At 70.5% G+C, this 19,578-nt stretch carries 20 protein-coding genes; 19 read left to right on the top strand and 1 reads right to left on the bottom strand.

The window, feature by feature from the left end:
• Positions 1 to 101 precede the first annotated feature (101 nt).
• The 16 genes from rpmE (at position 102) to ACIOC1_RS06400 (ending at position 14,065) form a co-directional block, all read left to right on the top strand.
• Positions 102 to 326 (top strand): 50S ribosomal protein L31, encoded by a 225-nt coding sequence (gene rpmE, locus ACIOC1_RS06475; protein WP_188281959.1) that lies wholly within the window; start codon positions 102 to 104, stop codon positions 324 to 326.
• A gap of 112 nt (positions 327 to 438) precedes the next feature.
• Positions 439 to 1,518, top strand: coding sequence for a peptide chain release factor 1 (prfA, locus tag ACIOC1_RS06470; protein ID WP_401852334.1), 1,080 nt, complete (start codon positions 439 to 441; stop codon positions 1,516 to 1,518).
• 14 nt (positions 1,519 to 1,532) lie between these two features.
• Positions 1,533 to 2,378, top strand: a complete 846-nt coding sequence (gene prmC / locus ACIOC1_RS06465; protein WP_188281957.1) for a peptide chain release factor N(5)-glutamine methyltransferase — start codon at positions 1,533 to 1,535, stop codon at positions 2,376 to 2,378.
• Between the two features lie 31 nt (positions 2,379 to 2,409).
• Complete coding sequence (locus tag ACIOC1_RS06460; protein WP_188281956.1) at positions 2,410 to 3,057, top strand: L-threonylcarbamoyladenylate synthase; 648 nt, start codon at positions 2,410 to 2,412, stop codon at positions 3,055 to 3,057.
• Positions 3,054 to 3,716 carry a protein-tyrosine-phosphatase gene (locus ACIOC1_RS06455; RefSeq protein WP_188281955.1) on the top strand — a complete coding sequence of 221 codons (663 nt, stop codon included), beginning with the start codon at positions 3,054 to 3,056 and terminating at the stop codon, positions 3,714 to 3,716. The genes ACIOC1_RS06460 and ACIOC1_RS06455 overlap by 4 nt, the downstream gene beginning before the upstream one ends.
• Positions 3,717 to 3,907: 191 nt before the next feature.
• The gene (locus ACIOC1_RS06450) at positions 3,908 to 5,212 is read left to right on the top strand and encodes an MraY family glycosyltransferase (protein ID WP_188281954.1); all 1,305 of its coding nucleotides are present in this window, start codon (positions 3,908 to 3,910) and stop codon (positions 5,210 to 5,212) included.
• Between the two features lie 331 nt (positions 5,213 to 5,543).
• On the top strand, positions 5,544 to 5,957 hold the full coding sequence (locus ACIOC1_RS06445; protein WP_188281953.1) for a hypothetical protein: 414 nt from the start codon (positions 5,544 to 5,546) through the stop codon (positions 5,955 to 5,957).
• Between the two features lie 216 nt (positions 5,958 to 6,173).
• Positions 6,174 to 6,998 (top strand): F0F1 ATP synthase subunit A, encoded by an 825-nt coding sequence (gene atpB / locus ACIOC1_RS06440; RefSeq protein ID WP_391044822.1) that lies wholly within the window; start codon positions 6,174 to 6,176, stop codon positions 6,996 to 6,998.
• 74 nt (positions 6,999 to 7,072) lie between these two features.
• Positions 7,073 to 7,324 carry an ATP synthase F0 subunit C gene (atpE, locus tag ACIOC1_RS06435; protein ID WP_188281952.1) on the top strand — a complete coding sequence of 84 codons (252 nt, stop codon included), beginning with the start codon at positions 7,073 to 7,075 and terminating at the stop codon, positions 7,322 to 7,324.
• A gap of 40 nt (positions 7,325 to 7,364) precedes the next feature.
• Entirely contained in the window at positions 7,365 to 7,928 is a 564-nt protein-coding gene (locus ACIOC1_RS06430) for a F0F1 ATP synthase subunit B (protein ID WP_188281951.1), read from the top strand.
• A complete protein-coding gene (locus tag ACIOC1_RS06425; RefSeq protein WP_355344188.1) occupies positions 7,925 to 8,740 on the top strand; it encodes a F0F1 ATP synthase subunit delta in 816 nt (271 codons plus the stop codon). The genes ACIOC1_RS06430 and ACIOC1_RS06425 overlap by 4 nt, the downstream gene beginning before the upstream one ends.
• A gap of 180 nt (positions 8,741 to 8,920) precedes the next feature.
• Positions 8,921 to 10,492 (top strand): F0F1 ATP synthase subunit alpha, encoded by a 1,572-nt coding sequence (gene atpA / locus ACIOC1_RS06420; RefSeq protein WP_355344185.1) that lies wholly within the window; start codon positions 8,921 to 8,923, stop codon positions 10,490 to 10,492.
• A gap of 4 nt (positions 10,493 to 10,496) precedes the next feature.
• Positions 10,497 to 11,423, top strand: a complete 927-nt coding sequence (locus tag ACIOC1_RS06415; RefSeq protein ID WP_391044588.1) for a F0F1 ATP synthase subunit gamma — start codon at positions 10,497 to 10,499, stop codon at positions 11,421 to 11,423.
• Positions 11,424 to 11,428: 5 nt separating this feature from the next.
• Positions 11,429 to 12,871, top strand: a complete 1,443-nt coding sequence (atpD, locus tag ACIOC1_RS06410; RefSeq protein ID WP_355344179.1) for a F0F1 ATP synthase subunit beta — start codon at positions 11,429 to 11,431, stop codon at positions 12,869 to 12,871.
• Positions 12,872 to 13,045: 174 nt separating this feature from the next.
• The gene (locus ACIOC1_RS06405) at positions 13,046 to 13,420 is read left to right on the top strand and encodes a F0F1 ATP synthase subunit epsilon (RefSeq protein ID WP_355344176.1); all 375 of its coding nucleotides are present in this window, start codon (positions 13,046 to 13,048) and stop codon (positions 13,418 to 13,420) included.
• 189 nt (positions 13,421 to 13,609) lie between these two features.
• On the top strand, positions 13,610 to 14,065 hold the full coding sequence (locus ACIOC1_RS06400; RefSeq protein WP_391044592.1) for a DUF2550 family protein: 456 nt from the start codon (positions 13,610 to 13,612) through the stop codon (positions 14,063 to 14,065).
• Between the two features lie 233 nt (positions 14,066 to 14,298).
• Here the strand turns inward: ACIOC1_RS06400 and ACIOC1_RS06395 are convergent, their stop codons facing one another.
• Positions 14,299 to 14,871, bottom strand: coding sequence for a cob(I)yrinic acid a,c-diamide adenosyltransferase (locus tag ACIOC1_RS06395; RefSeq protein ID WP_355344170.1), 573 nt, complete (start codon positions 14,869 to 14,871; stop codon positions 14,299 to 14,301).
• A 206-nt stretch (positions 14,872 to 15,077) separates the two neighbouring features.
• Here ACIOC1_RS06395 and ACIOC1_RS06390 point away from each other — a divergent pair, with 206 nt between their 5' ends.
• The 3 genes from ACIOC1_RS06390 (at position 15,078) to ACIOC1_RS06380 (ending at position 19,578) form a co-directional block, all read left to right on the top strand.
• Positions 15,078 to 15,926 (top strand): 3-hydroxyacyl-CoA dehydrogenase family protein, encoded by an 849-nt coding sequence (locus ACIOC1_RS06390; RefSeq protein WP_355344167.1) that lies wholly within the window; start codon positions 15,078 to 15,080, stop codon positions 15,924 to 15,926.
• 228 nt (positions 15,927 to 16,154) lie between these two features.
• Positions 16,155 to 16,454, top strand: a complete 300-nt coding sequence (locus tag ACIOC1_RS06385) for an STAS domain-containing protein (protein WP_188281939.1) — start codon at positions 16,155 to 16,157, stop codon at positions 16,452 to 16,454.
• 184 nt (positions 16,455 to 16,638) lie between these two features.
• Entirely contained in the window at positions 16,639 to 19,578 is a 2,940-nt protein-coding gene (locus tag ACIOC1_RS06380) for an ATP-binding protein (RefSeq protein WP_401852328.1), read from the top strand.

Genomic DNA, 19,578 nt, shown 5'->3' with positions numbered 1-19,578 from the left:
GGAGATACGGCCAGTCCTGGCAGACTGGACCGCTGGCTCCGGTTCACGTGCACGCAAACCCGCGGTACGACCCGGCGCCCTCCCGAACCTAGGAGCATCCCTTGAAGCAAGGCATCCACCCCGAGTACTTCGAGACCCAGGTCACCTGCACCTGTGGCGCCTCGTTCACCACTCACAGCACCGAGAAGAGCGGCCAGATCCGCGCCGACGTGTGCTCCGAGTGCCACCCGTTCTACACGGGCAAGCAGAAGATCCTCGACACCGGCGGCCGTGTGGCCCGCTTCGAGGCCCGCTTCGGCAAGGCCGCCGGGTCCGCCAAGAAGTAGCGACCCGCAAGCGCCGGTTCCCGGTCGCCCAGTCATGGGTGACCGGACCGGCGCTTTGTCGTCCCGGGCCAGCCAGGCCAGGCAGCCACTTCATCCAGCTAGGGAACCGAAGATGTTCGAGGCGGTCGAGGAACTGATCGGCGAGCACGCCGACCTCGAAAAGCAGCTTGCCGACCCCGCGGTCCACGCGGACCAGGCCAACGCCCGCAAGCTGAACAAGCGTTACGCCGAGCTGACCCCCATCATCAGCACGTACCGCTCCTGGCGGCAGCTCGGCGACGACATCGGTACCGCCCGCGAACTCGGCGCCGACGACCCGGACTTCGCCGCCGAGGTGAAGGACCTGGAGAAGCAGCGCGGCGAGGTGACCGAGCGGCTGCGGCTGCTGCTGGTGCCCCGCGACCCGAGCGACGACAAGGACGTCATCCTGGAGGTCAAGGCGGGGGAGGGCGGCGAGGAGTCCGCGCTGTTCGCCGGCGACCTGCTGCGGATGTACCTGCGCTACGCCGAGCGCGTCGGCTGGAAGACCGAGATCCTCGACGCCAACGAGTCCGACCTCGGCGGCTACAAGGACGTCCAGGTCGTGGTCAAGGCCAAGAGCAACCACGAGCCCGGCCAGGGCGTCTGGGCCCGTATGAAGTACGAGGGCGGCGTGCACCGCGTCCAGCGGGTGCCCGCCACCGAGTCGCAGGGCCGTATCCACACCTCCGCGGCCGGTGTGCTGGTCACCCCGGAGGCCGAGGAGGTCGAGGTCGAGATCGGCCCCAACGACCTGCGGATCGACGTCTACCGCTCGTCGGGCCCCGGCGGCCAGTCCGTCAACACCACCGACTCCGCGGTCCGCATCACACACCTCCCCAGCGGCCTGGTCGTCTCCTGCCAGAACGAGAAGAGCCAGCTCCAGAACAAGGAGTCGGCGATGCGCATCCTGCGCTCCCGGCTGCTGGCCGCCGCGCAGGAGGAGGCCGAGAAGGAAGCCTCCGACGCCCGTCGCAGCCAGGTCCGTACCGTCGACCGCTCCGAGCGCATCCGTACGTACAACTTCCCCGAGAACCGCATCTCGGACCACCGGGTCGGCTTCAAGGCGTACAACTTGGACCAGGTGCTCGACGGGGACCTGGACGCGATGATCCAGGCCTGCGTGGACGCCGATTCGGCGGCCAAACTGGCCGCCGCTGGCGACGGCAGCTAAGGGGGGAAGGCAGAGTGAACCTGCTGCTCGCCGAGGTGGCGCAGGCCGCCCAGCGACTGGCCGACGCGGGCGTGCCGTCGCCACGCTTCGACGCCGAGGAACTCGCCGCGTACGTCCACGGAGTCAAGCGCGGCGAACTGCACGGCGTCGCCGACACCGAGTTCGACGCCCGGTACTGGGAGGCCGTGGCGCGCCGCGAGGCACGCGAACCGCTCCAGCACATCACCGGCCGGGCCTTCTTCCGCTACCTCGAACTCCAGGTGGGGCCAGGGGTGTTCGTGCCCCGCCCGGAGACCGAGTCGGTGGTCGGCTGGGCGATAGACGCCGTACGCGCCATGGACGTCGCGGAACCGCTGATCGTGGACCTGTGCACCGGCTCCGGCGCCATCGCGCTGGCGCTGGCCCAGGAGGTGCCGCGCTCGCGGGTGCACGCCGTGGAGCTGTCCGAGGACGCCCTGGAGTGGGCCCGCAAGAACGTCGAGGGCAGCAAGGTCGACCTGCGGCAGGGCAACGCGCTGACCGCGTTCCCCGAACTCAACGGCCACGTCGACCTGGTGATCTCCAACCCGCCCTACATCCCGCTCACCGAGTGGGAGTACGTGGCGCCCGAGGCCCGCGACCACGACCCCGAACTCGCCCTGTTCTCCGGCGAGGACGGCCTGGACACCATCCGCGGCATCGAGCGCACCGCGCACCGGCTGCTGCGGCCCGGCGGCGTCGTCGTCATCGAGCACGCCGACTCCCAGGGCGGCCAAGTGCCGTGGATCTTCAAGGAGGACGCGGGCTGGGCGGACGCGGCCGACCACCCCGATCTCAACAACCGCCCCCGTTTCACCACGGCCCGTAAGGCGACACCATGACGGGGACACAGCATCTTCTGGAGGTCAGCTAATGGCACGGCGATACGACTGCTCGGATGCGACCGACCGGGCCACCGGCCTGCGCGAGGCCACCTCGGCCGTCAAGCGCGGTGAACTCGTCGTCCTGCCCACCGACACCGTGTACGGCATCGGCGCGGACGCCTTCGACGCCGAGGCGGTCGGCGACCTGCTGGAGGCCAAGGGCCGCGGGCGCAACATGCCCTCGCCCGTCCTGGTCGGCTCCCCGAACACCCTGCACGGCATCGTCACCGACTTCTCCGAGCAGGCGTGGGAGCTCGTCGACGCCTTCTGGCCCGGCGCGCTCACCCTGGTCACCAAGCACCAGCCGTCGCTCAACTGGGACCTCGGCGACGCCCGCGGCACCGTCGCCGTCCGGATGCCGCTGCACCCGGTCGCGATCGAGCTGCTGACCGCCACCGGGCCGATGGCCGTCTCCAGCGCCAACCTCACGGGACACCCCTCGCCGCAGGACTGCGACGCCGCCCAGGGCATGCTCGGCGACTCCGTGGCGGTCTACCTCGACGGCGGCCCCACCCCGTCCGCCGTCGCCTCCTCGATCGTGGACGTGACGGGGAAGGTCCCGGTACTGCTGCGGGCCGGGGCGATCAGTGCGGAGGAGCTGCGCAAGGTGGTCCCCGACCTGGAGGAGCGCAGTTGACTGCGCCCGACGGGCGTGGCATACCGGGCCTCGCCGCCCGCGCGGGGACCCTCCCCGGACAGGGCGGTGACGCCTTCCGCATCCTCCACGTCTGCACCGGCAACGTCTGCCGCTCGCCGATGGCCGAGCGGCTGACGCGGCATGGGCTGGCGCGCCGCCTCGGCGACGGCGCCACCGGCATCGTCGTGGAGTCCGCGGGCACCTGGGGCCACGAAGGCGCGCCGATGGAGGCGCACGCCGCCGCCGTACTCGCCGAGTACGGCGCCGACCCGACCGGTTTCACCGGCCGGGAGCTGCTCGACGACCACGTGATCGACGCCGACCTCGTCCTGACCGCGACCCGCGACCACCGTTCCCAGGTGATCTCGATGGGACACGCGGCGGGTCTGCGTACCTTCACGCTCAAGGAGTTCACCCGCCTGGTTCGGGCCATAGACCCCACCACGCTGCCCGAGGGCAGTGTCACCGACCGCGCCCGCGCCCTGGTCGGCGCCGCCGCCGCGCTGCGCGGCTGGCTGCTCGCGCCCAGCCCCGACGCCGACGAGGTCCACGACCCGTACGGCGCTCCCATCTCGTACTTCCGCAGCATCGGCGACGAGATCCACACCGCGCTCGACCCCGTCGTCACCGCCCTGACGGGCATCCCCGCGGCCGTCTGAGCCCGCGACGGCACGCCCGGGACAACCCCTTCACATTCCCCGTACAGCCGGTGTGCAACCGTGGGCCCTCCCTGTGAGTCTTGATTGATGTTCGCCGTCTCGGCCCGGCCACCACTAGGGTGTGACGCTGTGAGGATCCCCCGGACGTGTGCGCAGCGCTGCTACGCCCCCGAAGTCGTCGGAGGCTGCTCGTGCGCGAGTATCTGCTGACCCTGTGCGTCGCCGCCGCTGTCACGTATCTGCTGACCGGCCCGGTACGGAAGTTCGCCATCGCGGCGGGCGCCATGCCGCCGATCCGCGCGCGTGACGTGCACCGCGAGCCCACGCCCCGGCTGGGCGGCATCGCGATGTTCGGCGGGCTGTGCGCCGGTCTGCTGGTCGCCGCGCACCTGAGCAACATCGGGGACGTGTTCTCGCAGTCCAACGAGCCGCGCGCGCTGCTGTCCGGCGCCGGGCTGATCTGGCTGCTCGGTGTGCTGGACGACAAGTGGGGCGTCGACGCGCTGGTCAAGCTCGGCGTGCAGATGATCGCCGCGGGTCTGATGGTCTTCCAGGGCCTGACCATTCTGTGGCTGCCGGTGCCCGGTGTCGGCCCGGTCGCGCTCACCCCGATCCAGTCGACGCTGCTGACGGTCGCGCTGGTGGTCATCACCATCAACGCGGTCAACTTCGTGGACGGCCTCGACGGTCTGGCCGCGGGCGTCGTCTGCATCGCCGCCATCGCGTTCTTCATGTACGCGTACCGCATGTGGTACGGCTACGGCGTCGAGGCCGCCGCGCCCGCCACGCTGTTCAGCGCGATCCTGATCGGCATGTGCGTGGGCTTCCTGCCGCACAACATCCACCCGGCGCGGATCTTCATGGGCGACTCGGGGTCGATGCTGATCGGCCTGGTGCTCGCCTCGTCCGCGATCTCCATCACCGGGCAGGTCGACCCGGACGCCATCACCGACTTCACCGGCTCCAGCCGCAGCACCGTGCACTTCATGGTGCCGGTCTACATGCCGCTGCTGCTGCCGCTGACGATGATCGCGATCCCGGCAGCCGACCTGGTGCTGGCCGTGGTCCGCAGGACGTGGAAGGGGCAGTCGCCGTTCGCCGCCGACCGCGGCCACCTGCACCACCGGCTGCTGGAGATCGGGCACTCGCACAGCCGGGCCGTGCTGATCATGTACTTCTGGTCGGCGCTGTTCGCCTTCTCCGCGGTGGCGTTCTCGGTGAACTCCTCCAGCCTCGGCATCGTCATGGTGATCGTCGGCCTGAGCGCGCTGGGTCTGCTGGTCCTGCTGCTGCCGCGGTTCCGGCCGCGCGCGCCGCACTGGGCCGAGGCGTTCGTACCGCCGCGCTACCGGCGCCGACGCCGCCGGCTGGCCGCCGCCGCTGCCGCGGCCGAGCGGGAGATGCGCTCCGAGGACCGTCCGCCGCTGCACGGATCGACCGCGATCGGCGACCGTTCGCGGCTGCCGGACCGGCGTCCCGTCGAGAGCCGCCGGTAGGTGTCGGGCAGGCTCTGAGCGGCGTCGGCGGCCGGTAGTTGACCGTCATCGATAAAGTCCTTTAAGTCCGGCATATCCGGCAATTTCCCCGAAGTGGGCAAATAGGACGTCAGTTGAACGGCGTGTCGATACCTCTCCCGTGTGACAGTGAGCACATCTCCATGGTAAAGCCCTGGCTAAATACTTTGTGATACCGTTCACGAAACCCGGGAAACAAGCCGAAAGACCGTAGTGAGATGGTCTTCCGGCGTGAGGCACGTCCCCAAACCCGGATTACGCTCGTCTCCGACGACACCCGCTTTCCCCAACTCCCGCCGGAGGAGCTGCCACCATGCAGTCCAACGACGTCCGAACTCTCCTCAACTGCACCGTCCCCACTGCCGCGGCCGGTGTCATCGCCACCGCTGTGAGCGGAGCGGTGGCCGGTGGCAAGGGAGCGATCGGCGCCGCCGCCGGCACGTTGGTCGTGATCGCCTTCATGGCGATCGGGATGGTGGTGCTCCAGCGCACCGCCAAGGCGTACCCGTCGCTGTTCCAGATGATGGGCCTCGTGCTCTACACCGTGCAGATCCTGCTGCTGGCGATCGTGCTCGCGGTGTTCAAGCACACCTCGCTCTTCAACACCCGCGCGTTCGCCTTCTCGCTGCTGGCCGCGGCGCTCGTCTGGATCGCCGCGCAGGCACGCGCGCACATGAAGACCAAGATTCTTTACGTCGAGCCCGAGTCGGCGGGAACACCGTCGTGAGCCGCGGGTTCGGTAGGGCCGGTGTAAAGACCCTGCCGCTCGTTTGCTATCGTCCGGACTCAACTGCGGCGGAGCTGCCGCGAGCGGCGCTCAAGCCTGCCCTGCCGCTCGGTTCAGCGCCGACTCGCCGCGTACACATCCGACCCACCAGTCCAGTGCCGTTCCGTGGCCGTCAGGCCCGCCGACACATCGAGGTTGCCGTACCCATGCGCCACGCTGAAGGAGCTCGCGGTGAGTGCTGACCAGGTTCTCGCCTTCGAGACGAACTGCCACCTCTTCGACGGGTGCGGCTTCCCGGCCCCCGGACTGCACTCGTTCGTCTTCGAGCCGATCTTCTCGATCGGCAGCTTCCACTTCAACAAGCCGATGCTGCTGGCGCTGTTGAGCACGATCGTGGTCGTCGGATTCTTCTGGGCCGCGTTCAACAAGCCCAAGGTGGTCCCGGGCAAGGTCCAGATGGTGGGCGAGGCGGGCTACGACTTCGTCCGCCGCGGCATCGTCTACGAGACGCTCGGCAAGAAGGTCGGCGAGAAGTACGTCCCGCTGATGGTCTCGCTGTTCTTCTTCGTCTGGATCATGAACATCTGGTCGGTCATCCCGGTCGCCCAGTTCCCCGTGACGTCGATCATCGCCTTCCCCGTCGGGCTGGCCGCGATCGTCTACGTCACGTGGATGTACCTGACGTTCAAGAAGCACGGCTTCGTCGGCGGCCTGAAGAACATCACCGGCTACGACAAGACACTCGGCGCCGTGCTGCCGCTCTCCATGACCATCGAGTTCTTCTCGAACGTCCTGGTGCGGCCCTTCACCCACGCGGTCCGGCTCTTCGCCAACATGTTCGCCGGTCACACGCTGCTGCTGCTGTTCACCATCGCGAGCTGGTACATGCTCAACGGCATCGGCATCGCCTACGCGGGCGTCTCGTTCGTGATGACCATCGTGATGACCGCCTTCGAGCTGTTCATCCAGGCCGTTCAGGCGTACGTGTTCGTGCTCCTGGCCTGTAGCTACGTCCAGGGCGCGCTCGCCGAGCACCACTGAGCACCGCCCCCACGACCCGATAGATGTCCGGTGGCCAACCCCCACCGGTCCGAGAAAGATAAGGAAGAACCGGCATGTCCGCTCTCGCGCACGCGACGCTCGCCGCCACCCAGATCAAGGGCAACCTCGGCTCGATCGGTTACGGCCTCGCGGCCATCGGCCCCGGCGTCGGCATCGGCATCATCTTCGGTAACGGCACCCAGGCCCTCGCCCGCCAGCCCGAGGCGGCCGGTCTGATCCGAGCCAACCAGATCCTCGGCTTCGCCTTCTGTGAGGCGCTCGCCCTCATCGGTCTGGTCATGCCGTTCGTCTACCCGGCCACCTGATCCCGGCCGACGAACAGAAACCTAGACGGAAGGCACTGATGTGATCGCCCAGGTACCGCTGGCGACAGCGGAGAACCCGCTCATCCCGCCGATCCCCGAGCTCATCATCGGCCTGATCGCCTTCGCCATCGTCTTCTTCTTCCTCGCCAAGAAGCTCCTCCCGAACATCAACAAGGTTCTGGACGAGCGCCGTGAGGCCATCGAAGGTGGCATGGAGAAGGCCGAGGCCACCCAGGCCGAGGCCCAGCAGACGCTGGAGCAGTACCGCGAGCAGCTCTCCGAGGCCCGGCACGAGGCCGCGCGACTGCGCCAGGAGGCGCAGGAGCAGGGCGCCGCGCTGATCGCGGAGATGCGGGCCGAAGGCCAGCGCCAGCGCGAGGAGATCGTGGCCGCGGGTCACGCGCAGATCGAGGCCGACCGCAAGGCCGCCGCCGCCGCGCTGCGCCAGGACGTCGGCAAGCTCGCCACCGAACTGGCGGGCAAGCTCGTCGGTGAGTCCCTGGAGGACTCCGCCCGGCAGAGCCGCACCATCGACCGCTTCCTCGACGGCCTGGACAACGCGGCTCCCGCCGCCGGTTCCGCGACGGCCGAGGCGGCGCGATGAACGGCGCGAGCCGCGACGCGCTGGGCGCGGCCCGCGAACGGCTCGACGCGCTGACGGACGTCCAGTCCGTCGACGTGGCCAAGCTCGCCGAGGACCTGGCCGCCGTCACCGGGCTGCTGGACCGCGAGGGCACGCTCCGTCGCGCCCTGACCGACCCGGCGAAGTCCGGCGAGGCCAAGGCGTCGCTGGCGCGGCAGCTCCTCGGCGGCCAGATCGGCGGCGAAAGCCTCGACCTGCTCACCGGCATGGTCAGGTCCCGCTGGTCGCGCTCGCGCGACCTGGTCGACTCGGTCGAGGAGCTGGCGTCGAGCGCCGACCTCGCCACCGCCCAGCGGGCCGGTCACCTCGACGACGTCGAGGACGAGCTGTTCCGCTTCGGCCGGATCGTCTCCGGCAGCACCGAACTGCGCTCCGCTCTCACCGACCGCGTCGTCGGCGCTCCGGCCAAGGCCGCACTGCTGCACACGCTGCTCGGCGGGCGGGCCAATCCGGTCACCGAACGGCTGGTCGTCCGGCTGGTCACCACGCCGCGGGGACGTAGCCTGGAGTCGGGGATCGAATCCCTGTCCAAGCTGGCCGCGGCCCGCCGTGACCGGATGGTCGCGGAAGTGGTGTCGGCGACTCCGCTCAGTGACCAGCAGAAGCAGCGCCTCGGCGCCGCGCTGGCCCGGATCTACGGCCGCCAGGTGCATCTGAACCTGGACGTGGACCCCACGGTCCTCGGCGGAGTCCGGGTGCAGGTCGGTGACGAGGTCATCAACGGAGCCATCTCCGACCGTCTCGACGAGGCGGCCCGGCGGATGGCGGGCTGACAGCCGGTCGCTCCACCAGGACCGCGCGGCGCCAGCCACGCAGAACGCAGTACGAAGCACGACGACGCAGTACGAGCGGCCCGAGTTGGGCCGACGGAGCCTAACAGAGCCTTTCTGGGGGTTGACCCCAGAAACCCCCAAGAAGACTTTCGGGCCCAACAAGGAGAGCAGGGAACCCAGATGGCGGAGCTCACGATCCGGCCGGAGGAGATCCGGGACGCGCTGGAGACCTTTGTCCAGTCGTACAAGCCGGACGCCGCCTCGCGCGAGGAGGTCGGCACGGTCAGCGTTGCCGGAGACGGCATCGCGAAGGTCGAGGGTCTGCCCTCGGCCATGGCGAACGAGCTGCTGAAGTTCGAGGACGGCACCCTCGGTCTCGCCCTCAACCTGGAAGAGCGCGAGATCGGCGCGATCGTCCTCGGCGAGTTCAACGGAATCGAGGAGGGCCAGCCGGTGCAGCGCACCGGCGAGGTGCTCTCCGTCGCGGTCGGCGAGGGCTACCTGGGCCGGGTCGTGGACCCGCTCGGCACCCCGATCGACGGCCTCGGCGAGATCGAGACCGACGGCCGCCGCGCCCTTGAACTGCAGGCCCCCACGGTCATGCAGCGCAAGTCGGTGCACGAGCCGATGCAGACCGGCCTCAAGGCCGTGGACGCGATGACCCCGATCGGCCGCGGCCAGCGCCAGCTCATCATCGGCGACCGGCAGACCGGCAAGACCGCCCTGGCGATCGACACGATCATCAACCAGCGCGACAACTGGCGTTCCGGCGACCCGAAGAAGCAGGTCCGCTGCATCTACGTCGCCATCGGCCAGAAGGGCTCCACCATCGCGGGCGTGCGCGCCTCGCTGGAGGAGGCCGGCGCCCTGGAGTACACGACGATCGTCGCCGCCCCGGCGTCCGACCCGGCCGGCTTCAAGTACCTCGCCCCGTACACCGGTTCTGCCATCGGCCAGCACTGGATGTACCAGGGCAAGCACGTACTGATCGTCTTCGACGACCTGAGCAAGCAGGCCGACGCCTACCGCGCGGTCTCCCTGCTGCTGCGCCGTCCGCCGGGCCGCGAGGCCTACCCGGGCGACGTCTTCTACCTGCACTCCCGCCTGCTGGAGCGCTGCGCCAAGCTCTCCGACGACCTGGGCGCCGGTTCGATGACCGGTCTGCCGATCGTCGAGACCAAGGCGAACGACGTGTCGGCGTTCATCCCGACCAACGTCATCTCCATCACCGACGGCCAGTGCTTCCTGGAGTCGGACCTGTTCAACGCCGGTCAGCGCCCCGCGCTGAACGTCGGTATCTCGGTCTCCCGCGTCGGCGGCTCCGCGCAGATCAAGGCCATGAAGGGCGTGGCCGGACGGCTGCGCGTGGACCTGGCCCAGTTCCGCGAGCTGGAGGCGTTCGCCGCCTTCGGTTCCGACCTGGACGCGGCGTCCAAGGCCCAGCTCGAGCGCGGTCAGCGGATGGTCGAGCTGCTCAAGCAGGGCCAGTACGCGCCGTACGCGATCGAGGACCAGGTCGTCTCCATCTGGGCCGGCACCACCGGCAAGCTGGACGACGTACCGGTCGAGGACGTCCGCCGCTTCGAGCGCGAGCTGCTCGACTACCTGCACCGCGAGCACAAGTCGCTGCTCACCGCGATCGTCGAGACCGGCAAGCTGCCGGACGAGACCGTCGAGGTGCTCACCGACGCGGTCGCCGCCTTCAAGAAGCAGTTCGAGACGTCCTCGGGCGCGCTGCTGGTCGAGGGCTGATCGCATGGGCGCACAGATTCGGGTTTACAAGCGCCGGATCAAGTCCGTCACCGCCACGAAGAAGATCACCAAGGCGATGGAGATGATCGCCGCCTCGCGCATCGTCAAGGCGCAGCGCCAGGTGGCGGCCTCGTCCCCGTACGCCGATGAACTGACCCGTGCGGTCACGGCGGTGGCGACCGGCTCCAACACCAAGCACCCGCTGACCACCGAGGCCGAGAACCCGAGCCGCGCCGCGGTCCTGCTCGTCACGAGCGACCGCGGTCTGGCGGGCGGTTACTCGTCCAACGCGATCAAGGCGGCCGACCGGCTCATCGAGCGGCTGCGCGCGGAGGGCAAGGAAGTCGACTCGTACCTCATCGGCCGCAAGGCCGTGGCGTACTACAGCTTCCGCGAGCGGACGGTCGCCGAGTCCTGGACCGGCTTCTCCGACAGCCCCGGCTACGGCGACGCCAAGAAGGTCGCGGCGCCGCTGATCGAGTCGGTGCTCAAGGACACGGCCGACGGTGGCGTGGACGAACTGCACATCGTCTTCACGGAGTTCGTGTCGATGATGACGCAGTCCCCGGTCGACGCCAGGCTGCTGCCGCTCTCGCTGGACGAGACGGCCGCCGCCGGTGCCGAGGAGCGGGCCGCCAAGGGCGAGATCCTGCCGCTCTACGAGTTCGAGCCTTCCGCCGAGGGTGTGCTGGACGCGCTGCTGCCTCGCTACGTCGAGAGCCGCATCTTCAACGCGCTGCTCCAGGCGGCGGCTTCGGAGCACGCGGCCCGCCGCCGTGCGATGAAGTCCGCGACCGACAACGCGGAAGACCTCATCAAGTCGCTCACGCGGCTTGCCAATGCGGCCCGACAGGCCGACATCACCCAGGAAATCAGCGAGATCGTCGGCGGCTCCAGTGCGCTGGCCGACGCGAACGCGGGGAGTGACTAACCACTATGACCACCACTGTTGAAACCGCTACGGCCACCGGCCGCGTCGCGCGGGTCATCGGCCCGGTCGTCGACGTGGAGTTCCCCGTCGACGCGATGCCGGAGATCTACAACGCGCTGCACGTCGACGTGGCCGACACGGGCGCCGAGTCCGGCACGAAGACGCTGACGCTGGAGGTGGCGCAGCACCTCGGCGACGGCCTGGTCCGCGCCATCTCGATGCAGCCCACCGACGGCCTGGTCCGCCAGGCCCCGGTGACCGACACCGGCGACGGCATCACGGTGCCCGTCGGCGACGTCACCAAGGGCCGGGTGTTCAACACCCTGGGCCAGATCCTGAACGAGCCGGAGGCCGAGTCCGAGGTCACCGACCGCTGGGCGATCCACCGCAAGGCGCCGAAGTTCGACGACCTCGAGTCGAAGACCGAGATGTTCGAGACCGGCCTGAAGGTCGTCGACCTGCTGACCCCGTACGTCAAGGGCGGCAAGATCGGTCTGTTCGGCGGCGCCGGTGTCGGCAAGACCGTGCTCATCCAGGAAATGATCATGCGTGTGGCCAAGCTGCACGAGGGCGTCTCGGTGTTCGCCGGTGTCGGCGAGCGCACCCGTGAGGGCAACGACCTCATCGCGGAAATGGCCGAGTCGGGCGTGCTGCCGCAGACCGCGCTGGTCTTCGGTCAGATGGACGAGCCCCCGGGCACCCGTCTGCGCGTGGCGCTGGCCGGTCTGACCATGGCGGAGTACTTCCGTGACGTGGCCAAGCAGGACGTGCTGTTCTTCATCGACAACATCTTCCGCTTCACGCAGGCCGGTTCCGAGGTCTCCACGCTGCTCGGCCGTATGCCGTCCGCGGTGGGTTACCAGCCGAACCTGGCCGACGAGATGGGTCAGCTCCAGGAGCGGATCACCTCGACGCGTGGTCACTCGATCACCTCGATGCAGGCGATCTACGTCCCCGCGGACGACCTGACCGACCCGGCCCCGGCGACCACCTTCGCCCACCTCGACGCGACGACCGTGCTTTCGCGGCCGATCTCGGAGAAGGGCATCTACCCCGCGGTGGACCCGCTGGACTCCACGTCCCGCATCCTGGACCCGCGCTACATCGCGCAGGACCACTACGACTGCGCCATGCGCGTCAAGGGAATCCTGCAGAAGTACAAGGACCTCCAGGACATCATCTCCATCCTCGGCATCGACGAGCTGGGCGAAGAGGACAAGCTCACCGTCTTCCGCGCCCGCCGGATCGAGCGCTTCCTGTCGCAGAACACCCACGCGGCGAAGCAGTTCACCGGTGTCGACGGCTCCGACGTGTCGCTGGACGAGTCGATCTCCGCGTTCAACGCCATCGCCGACGGTGAGTACGACCACTTCCCGGAGCAGGCGTTCTTCATGTGCGGTGGCCTGGACGACCTCAAGGCCAACGCGGCGAAGCTCGGCGTCAACTGACGCGGGAGCCTCGCGCAGGCCGCGCGTCCGCGTCGGTAGGAGCGCGCGCGACAGCGTGAAAGGGGGGCGGTGAGTCCCGTGGCGAAGCCCCGGGGCGCCCGCCCCCTCTCGCACCCCTTATTCTGTGTCTTACGCATCCACTGAGGACGGTGGGTGCCAACCCGAGGAGCCGTCTTGGCCGATCTTCACGTCGAGCTGGTCGCCGCGGACCGTAGTGTCTGGTCCGGCGAGGCCACCATGGTCATCGCCCGTACCACGTCGGGTGACATCGGCATCATGCCGGGACACGAGCCGCTCCTCGGGGTGCTCCAGTCCGGCCCGGTGACGGTGCGCACCTCTGACGGCGGCACTGTCGTGGCCGCCGTGCACGGTGGCTTCATCTCCTTCTCCGACGACAAGCTCTCGATTCTCGCGGAGATCGCGGAGCTGGCGGACGAGATCGATGTGGCGCGCGCCGAGCGTGCTCTTGAGCGGTCGAAGTCGGAGACCGACGCCGCGGCCGAGCGCCGCGCCGAGGTCCGGCTGGCCGCCGCGGCGGGAGCGCACTGACCGGTCCGCAGGACGGTCCGCGGGTCGGCGCGACCGGCTGACCGGGCAACCGCACCACCACAACCGCATCAGCAGACGTACCAGGCGTGACCGAACGACCACGGTGCCGCGGACTGCCCTCCTGGGGCGGTCCGCGGCTCCGGTACAGCAAGGGCAGTAACCCATTTCTAGGCGAGGAGGTCGGTGGACGTGATCCTCTCCTTTGAGGTGGGTGGCGCGGTGATCGCCGCCGCGCTGCTCGGACTCTTCGTCTTCGGACTGCGCCGCCGGCTGATCCAACGGCCAGGCGGCACTTTCGACTGCAGCCTGCGCCCCGCTCCCGAGCAGGACGCGGAGCCGGCCGGCGGTGGCGGCAAGGGCTGGGTGTACGGAGTCGCGCGCTACAGCGGTGACCGGGTGGAGTGGTTCCGGGTCTTCTCGTACGCGCCCCGCCCGCGGCGGGTGCTGCTGCGTCCGGCGATCGAGGTACTGGGGCGCCGGGACCCGCAGGGCTCGGAGGAGCTGGCGCTGCTGTCGGACGCGGTGGTGCTCTCCTGCGAGCATCAGGGCACCCGGCTGGAGCTGGCGATGAGCGACGACGCCCTGACGGGTTTCCTCGCCTGGCTCGAGGCGGCGCCGCCCGGCCAGCGGGTCAACGTGGCGTAGCACCTGTTCCTTGCCGTGCCTCTGGGAGGCGCGGCTTCGCGCGTTTCAGGGGCCGGTGCGTCGCTCGGCGCGGGTTTCGGCCGGGCGGATTCGCGGGCGGATTCCCGGGCGCGCCCGGTGAGGACCGGAGGCCGACGGGCGGCGGTGTCGACCCCCGGCCGTATGGGTCAGCCGGAGCCTAGAAAGGTCTGGACCACCGGTCAAGAGGTCTGGACCATATCGGGCCCCTGGTGTCAGCGGTTCTCGCCGGGGATCCACAGGACGTCCCCGCGGGACTTGTTGGCGGTGCGGGCGAGGATGAACAGCAGGTCGGAGAGCCGGTTCAGGTAGGTCGCGGTGAGCGGGTTCATCGTGTCCGCGTGGTCCTCCAGAGCGGCCCAGGTGGAGCGTTCGGCGCGGCGGACGATGGTGCACGCCTGGTGGAGCAGGGCGGCGCCGGGCGTGCCGCCGGGGAGGATGAAGCTGCGGAGCTTCTCCAGATCGGCGAGGAAGCGGTCGCACTCCTCCTCCAGCCGGTCGACATAGGTCTGCTCGACCCGCAGCGGCGGGTACTCCGGGTCGGGGACCACCGGAGTGGCGAGGTCGGCGCCGACGTCGAAGAGGTCGTTCTGCACGCGCACCAGGACGGTGGCGACCTCCTCGGGCAGCGCGCCGAGCGCGAGCGCCACACCGAGCGCGGCGTTGGCCTCGTTGGCGTCGGCGTAGGCGGCGATCCGGCTGTCGGTCTTCGCGGTCCGGCTCATGTCGCCGAGCGCCGTGGTGCCGTCGTCGCCGGTACGGGTGTAGATGCGGGTGAGGTTGACCATACGGTCGAGCGTAGAGCGTGCCCGCCCGACGGGCCGTCTCCCGCCCCCGTCCGACGGCCGGTTGACGCCCAGTGCGACGAAGGACACACGGTGACACCGCTTACTTCCTGCTGCGCGCGGAGGTGAACGGGCGTTAAGGTCCGGCGAGATCAGCGAATTCGGCCAGTCGGCCGCAATGGCTCGGCCCCAATGGAGAGGTGTGTGCCGTGGCGAAGAAGCTCGCCGTCGTCGGAGCGGGACTGATGGGCTCCGGTATCGCGCAGGTGTCGGCCCAGGCGGGGTACGACGTGGTCCTGCGGGACGTCACCGACGCGGCGCTCAAGCGCGGCACCGACGGCATCCGCGCCTCGTACGAGAAGTTCGTCTCCAAGGGCAAGCTGGACGCGGCGGACGCCGAGGCGGCGCTGGCCAGGATCACCGCGACCACCGACCTCGACGCCGCCGCGGACGCGGACATCGTCGTGGAGGCCGTCTTCGAGCGGATCGAGGTCAAGCAGGAGATCTTCCGCGCCCTCGACACGATCGTGCGCGACGACGCGGTCCTCGCCTCCAACACCTCCGCGATCCCGATCACCAAGATCGCCGCCGTCACCCGCAACCCCGAACGCGTCGTCGGCACCCACTTCTTCTCGCCGGTCCCGCTGATGCAGCTCTGCGAGCTTGTCCGCGGCTACAAGACCAGCGACGCCACGCTGGAGCGCGCCCGCGCCTTCGCCGAGGAGATCGGCAAGACCTGCGTCGTCGTCAACCGCGACGTGGCGGGCTTCGTCACCACCCGGCTGATCTCGGCCCTGGTCGTCGAGGCCGTCAAGCTCTACGAGTCGGGCGTCGCCTCCGCCGAGGACATCGACATCGCCTGCAAGCTCGGCTTCGGCCACGCGATGGGCCCGCTCGCCACCGCCGACCTCACCGGCGTGGACATCCTGCTGCACGCCGCGGGCAACATCTACACCGAGTCGCAGGACGAGAAGTTCGCGCCGCCGGAGATCATGCGCCGCATGGTCGACGCGGGCGACCTCGGCCGCAAGAGCGGCAAGGGCTTCTACTCGTACTGAGTTTCCACCCGCACCGGGGCACCGTACGGAACGCGCATCCTGGGCACGCGTACTAAACAACGTCACCCCCAGGAGTGAATTCGGTATCGGTTCGCTCACAGACGGCAACTTCTCCATACGACGGACCGTCAGTTGTGTGAAGACATACGGATGGTCCGTGCCGTCGCCGTCCCGCGGCGGCCATGCCACGAGCCGGGCCCACGAGCCGGCACTCCTCGGGGAGCGACTATGCACATCAAGGGCGACCACGCCGAGCTGGTCGTCGGGGGCCGCCTCGACGTCCGGAGCGCGGCGGACGCCCGTTCGGCCCTGCACACCGCCGTCGACTCCGGCCGCGGGGACCTGGTGCTCGATCTCACGGAGCTGGACTCGTGGGACGCCACCGGTCTCGGCGTGATCATGGGCGCCCACCGCAGAGCGGGCCGCGCCAACCGGAGGCTCGTGCTGCGCGGGGTCCCGCCGCGAATGCAGCGCCTGCTGGTCGCCACCCGGCTGCACCGAATCCTCGCGATCGAGGCCGAAAGGTGACGTAAGGGCGGCACCGTGGCCCCGGCACTTCATGAATACTGTGGCAGCCTTTAGAGTTTGCCGCAGATTGCCAGCAGGCGTGCCACCCCGTACGCCAGAAAAGGGGAATCGGGCCGGGTCCGGCAGCGGACACAGGGCGGCCCGATCGGGCCCCCGCACGTCACGCACCTGGGGGGCGTACGAGATGGACCACCGCACCGGCGAGTCGGGCGAACGCCCGATACCGGACGTCGACGACCTGACGGTCGCCGACGCCGACGCGCGCCCCGCCACCGGCCCCGACTTCGGCCAGGGCGTCGAATTCGGGCACGGCGCGGACTTCGCCGCCGACTTCGGCCCGGCCCCCACGCCCGGCCCGGGAACCGGCTTCGGCTCCGACTTCGCCGCGGGCTCCGGCTCCGATTTCAGTGCCCCCGCCGACCACGGCCACGGCAATGGCCACGGCAATGGCCACGGCAACGGCCACGCCACCGGGTCCCTGCCCGCCCTCACGGACAGCACCCTGGCGCTGCGCGGCCCCCGCGCCTCCCGCGACCCGCTCACCCCGGAACTGGGCGGCGCCTCCAGCGGCGGCAACGCCCGCGTGCTGCGCGTCACCACCTCCGACTACCTGCTGACCGTCAACCCGATCGACGGCACCGAGGTCACCCTCTGCCCGCCCGCCGAGCGCCCGCTGCCGCTGCGCCGCACCCCCGAGGAGCGCGTCGCGCACCTGGCCGCTGGCCGCCCGTCGCCGCCGCCGGGACCGCCCGCCCCCGAACTGCCGCTGCTGGAGCGCGACGAGGAGCGCGAGCGGCTGATCCGGCTGCTGGCCAGAGGCCGTTCCGTACGGGTCACCGGACCGTCCGGCGCGGGCCGCACCGCGCTGCTGGAATCCGTCGCCAACGCCTGCGCCGACCTCGCCCCCGACGGCGTGCTCTGGCTGTCCGGCTACCGCCGCACCCCCGCCGACGTGCTCCAGGAACTCTTCGCCACCGTCTACGCCACCGACGGCCACCGCCCCGACCGCGCGGACCTGCCGGGCCTGCTGCGCGACACCGGCGCCGTCGTCGTCATCGACGACCTGGAATTCGGCGGCGCGGGGCTGGAGGAACTGCTCTCCGCGGCCCCCGAGTGCGCCTTCCTGATGTCCGCGACACCCGACGTCACCACACCGTCCGCCGACTCGATGATCGAAGAGGTCTTCCTGTCGGGCCTGACCCGCGTCGCCTGCGTCGACCTGCTGCAATTCGTCACCGGGCGGCCCCTCGGCGAGGACGAGACCGCGTGGGCGGCCGACCTGTGGTTCGAGTCCGAGGGCCTGCCGCTGCGCTTCGTGCAGGCAGGCGCGCTGCTGCGGCAGCGGGACGCGCTGCGCCAGCCGCCCGAGCCCGACTGGGACGACTCGGTGTGGGAGAACGGCTCGCCGACCGGCCCGCAGGGCGCCGGAACGCCGCCCATACCCGACCTCACCGGCTTCGACATACTCCAGGGTCCCGACGCACCGACCGGGCACGGCGCCGAGGACCCCGCGAACGCGCTCACCGCCGGCCCGGACACCGCGGCGACCCCCGCGACACCGGAGATACCGGGGTCCGCCCCCAAGCCCGGCCCCGCCGGATACACCGGCCCGCCCGTCGACCTGCCGCTGCCGTCGCTCGCCGAGAGCGCGGCACCCGCGGAACTGCTCGCCAGCAGGCTGAGCGAATCGGCCCGCGAAGCCCTCGCCTTCGCCGTGGCACTCGACGGCGAGTGCCCGCACCCCTCGCACCTGCCCGCCCTCGTCGGTGACACCCACGGCGACGCGGCCCTCGGCGAACTCACCGCGGTCGGCCTGGCCGTACCGGTCTCCGCGCACTTCCGCCTCGCCGCCGGAGTCGTCCAGCAGCTCGCGCCGCGGCTCACCGCCGACGGAGAGCTGAGCGCGGTCCAGTCGCACACCGCGGCCCTGCACTACGCCTGGTGGACCGGGCACCCCTCGGTCGGCCCCGAGCGCGCCGCCGCCGAGTCCGAGGCGATCCTCGCCGCGATGTCCGCCTGCCGCGACGGCGGCAACCCCAGCGCGGCCGTCCTGCTCGCCCGCACCGTCGCGCCCGCCTTCGCCGCCGCGCTGCACTGGGGCGCCTGGGAGCGGGCACTGCGGATCGGCCAGGAGGCCGCACGGCTGTCGGGCGAGGTCGCCGAAGAGGCGTACTTCCACCACGAGCTGGGCGTCCTCGCGCTGTGCACCGGCAACACCGACCGCGCCCGCGCCGAACTGGAGGCGTCCATCGCCCTGCGCGGGGCCCTCGCCGACCGGCAGGGCACCGTCGTCGGCCGCCGTACGCTCGCGCTGGTCAACGACCGTGACGGCGGCGGCCTCCCGAACCTGCCCGCGCTGCTCGAACTCCCGCCGGGCGGCTCCGGCGGTACGGCGCCGCTCGCGATCACGGCGGCCACGACGCCGCTGACGGTGATCAACAAGAGCGGCGCCCCGGCACCGCAGGGCGAGGCCGGGCGCCCCGCCACGCACCGCCGACGCCGCAATCTGGTGGTGGTCGGCACCGGCGTCGCGCTCGCGGCGGCCCTCGCCACCATCGTCACCATGGGCGCCACCTCGGGCGACGGCCCCAAGCCCAACCAGGTCCAGCCGGTCGAGTCCGCCCAGCAGGACGACCCCTCGACCGACGCCCCGACGGACGATCCCTCGACGGACGGCCCCACGGCCGCCTCGCCGTCCGCCTCCGCCACGTCCCCGACGCCGTCGACACCGGCCGGGACGACGGGCGGCCCGACAACGGCCCCCGGAGCCCCGGTCACGCCCCCAGACGGCGGCCTGACGTCGGCACCGGGCGATACGCCGACGCCGCCGCGCAACACGCAGACGTCGAGGCCGCCGACGCGTACGACAAAGCCGACGACACCCTCGACGCCGCCGACAACTCCGACGACGCCGCCGCCTACGACGACTCCAGCGCCGACGGACACGACGACTCCGCCCATCGACCCCACCTCGGCCGACGTCTCCTCTCCGCCGAACCTCACCCCCTCCGGCGCCGCCCCCACCAGGACCGGCACCTTCACCCCGCCGACGACGGAAGCCGGAGCCACCGGCCCCGGAGCCACCGGCCGCGCACCCACGGACACCGTCGCGCCGACCGGCTGA

Source organism: Streptomyces sp. NPDC088197 (assembly GCF_044741185.1).
GTDB lineage: Bacteria > Actinomycetota > Actinomycetes > Streptomycetales > Streptomycetaceae > Actinacidiphila.
The sequence above is the reverse complement of the archived record's forward strand: the minus strand, read 5'-3'. Positions and strand labels throughout refer to the sequence as shown.

What these genes read in the sequence shown, in the direction of transcription:
- prfA (WP_401852334.1), top strand. Translation starts at nt 439, where the DNA reads ATGTTCGAGGCGGTCGAGGAACTGATCGGCGAGCACGCCGACCTCGAA.
- ACIOC1_RS06460 (WP_188281956.1), top strand. Translation starts at nt 2,410, where the DNA reads ATGGCACGGCGATACGACTGCTCGGATGCGACCGACCGGGCCACCGGC.
- ACIOC1_RS06445 (WP_188281953.1), top strand. Translation starts at nt 5,544, where the DNA reads ATGCAGTCCAACGACGTCCGAACTCTCCTCAACTGCACCGTCCCCACT.
- atpE (WP_188281952.1), top strand. Translation starts at nt 7,073, where the DNA reads ATGTCCGCTCTCGCGCACGCGACGCTCGCCGCCACCCAGATCAAGGGC.
- ACIOC1_RS06425 (WP_355344188.1), top strand. Translation starts at nt 7,925, where the DNA reads ATGAACGGCGCGAGCCGCGACGCGCTGGGCGCGGCCCGCGAACGGCTC.
- atpA (WP_355344185.1), top strand. Translation starts at nt 8,921, where the DNA reads ATGGCGGAGCTCACGATCCGGCCGGAGGAGATCCGGGACGCGCTGGAG.
- ACIOC1_RS06415 (WP_391044588.1), top strand. Translation starts at nt 10,497, where the DNA reads ATGGGCGCACAGATTCGGGTTTACAAGCGCCGGATCAAGTCCGTCACC.
- atpD (WP_355344179.1), top strand. Translation starts at nt 11,429, where the DNA reads ATGACCACCACTGTTGAAACCGCTACGGCCACCGGCCGCGTCGCGCGG.
- ACIOC1_RS06395 (WP_355344170.1), bottom strand. Translation starts at nt 14,871, where the DNA reads ATGGTCAACCTCACCCGCATCTACACCCGTACCGGCGACGACGGCACC.
- ACIOC1_RS06385 (WP_188281939.1), top strand. Translation starts at nt 16,155, where the DNA reads ATGCACATCAAGGGCGACCACGCCGAGCTGGTCGTCGGGGGCCGCCTC.
- ACIOC1_RS06380 (WP_401852328.1), top strand. Translation starts at nt 16,639, where the DNA reads ATGGACCACCGCACCGGCGAGTCGGGCGAACGCCCGATACCGGACGTC.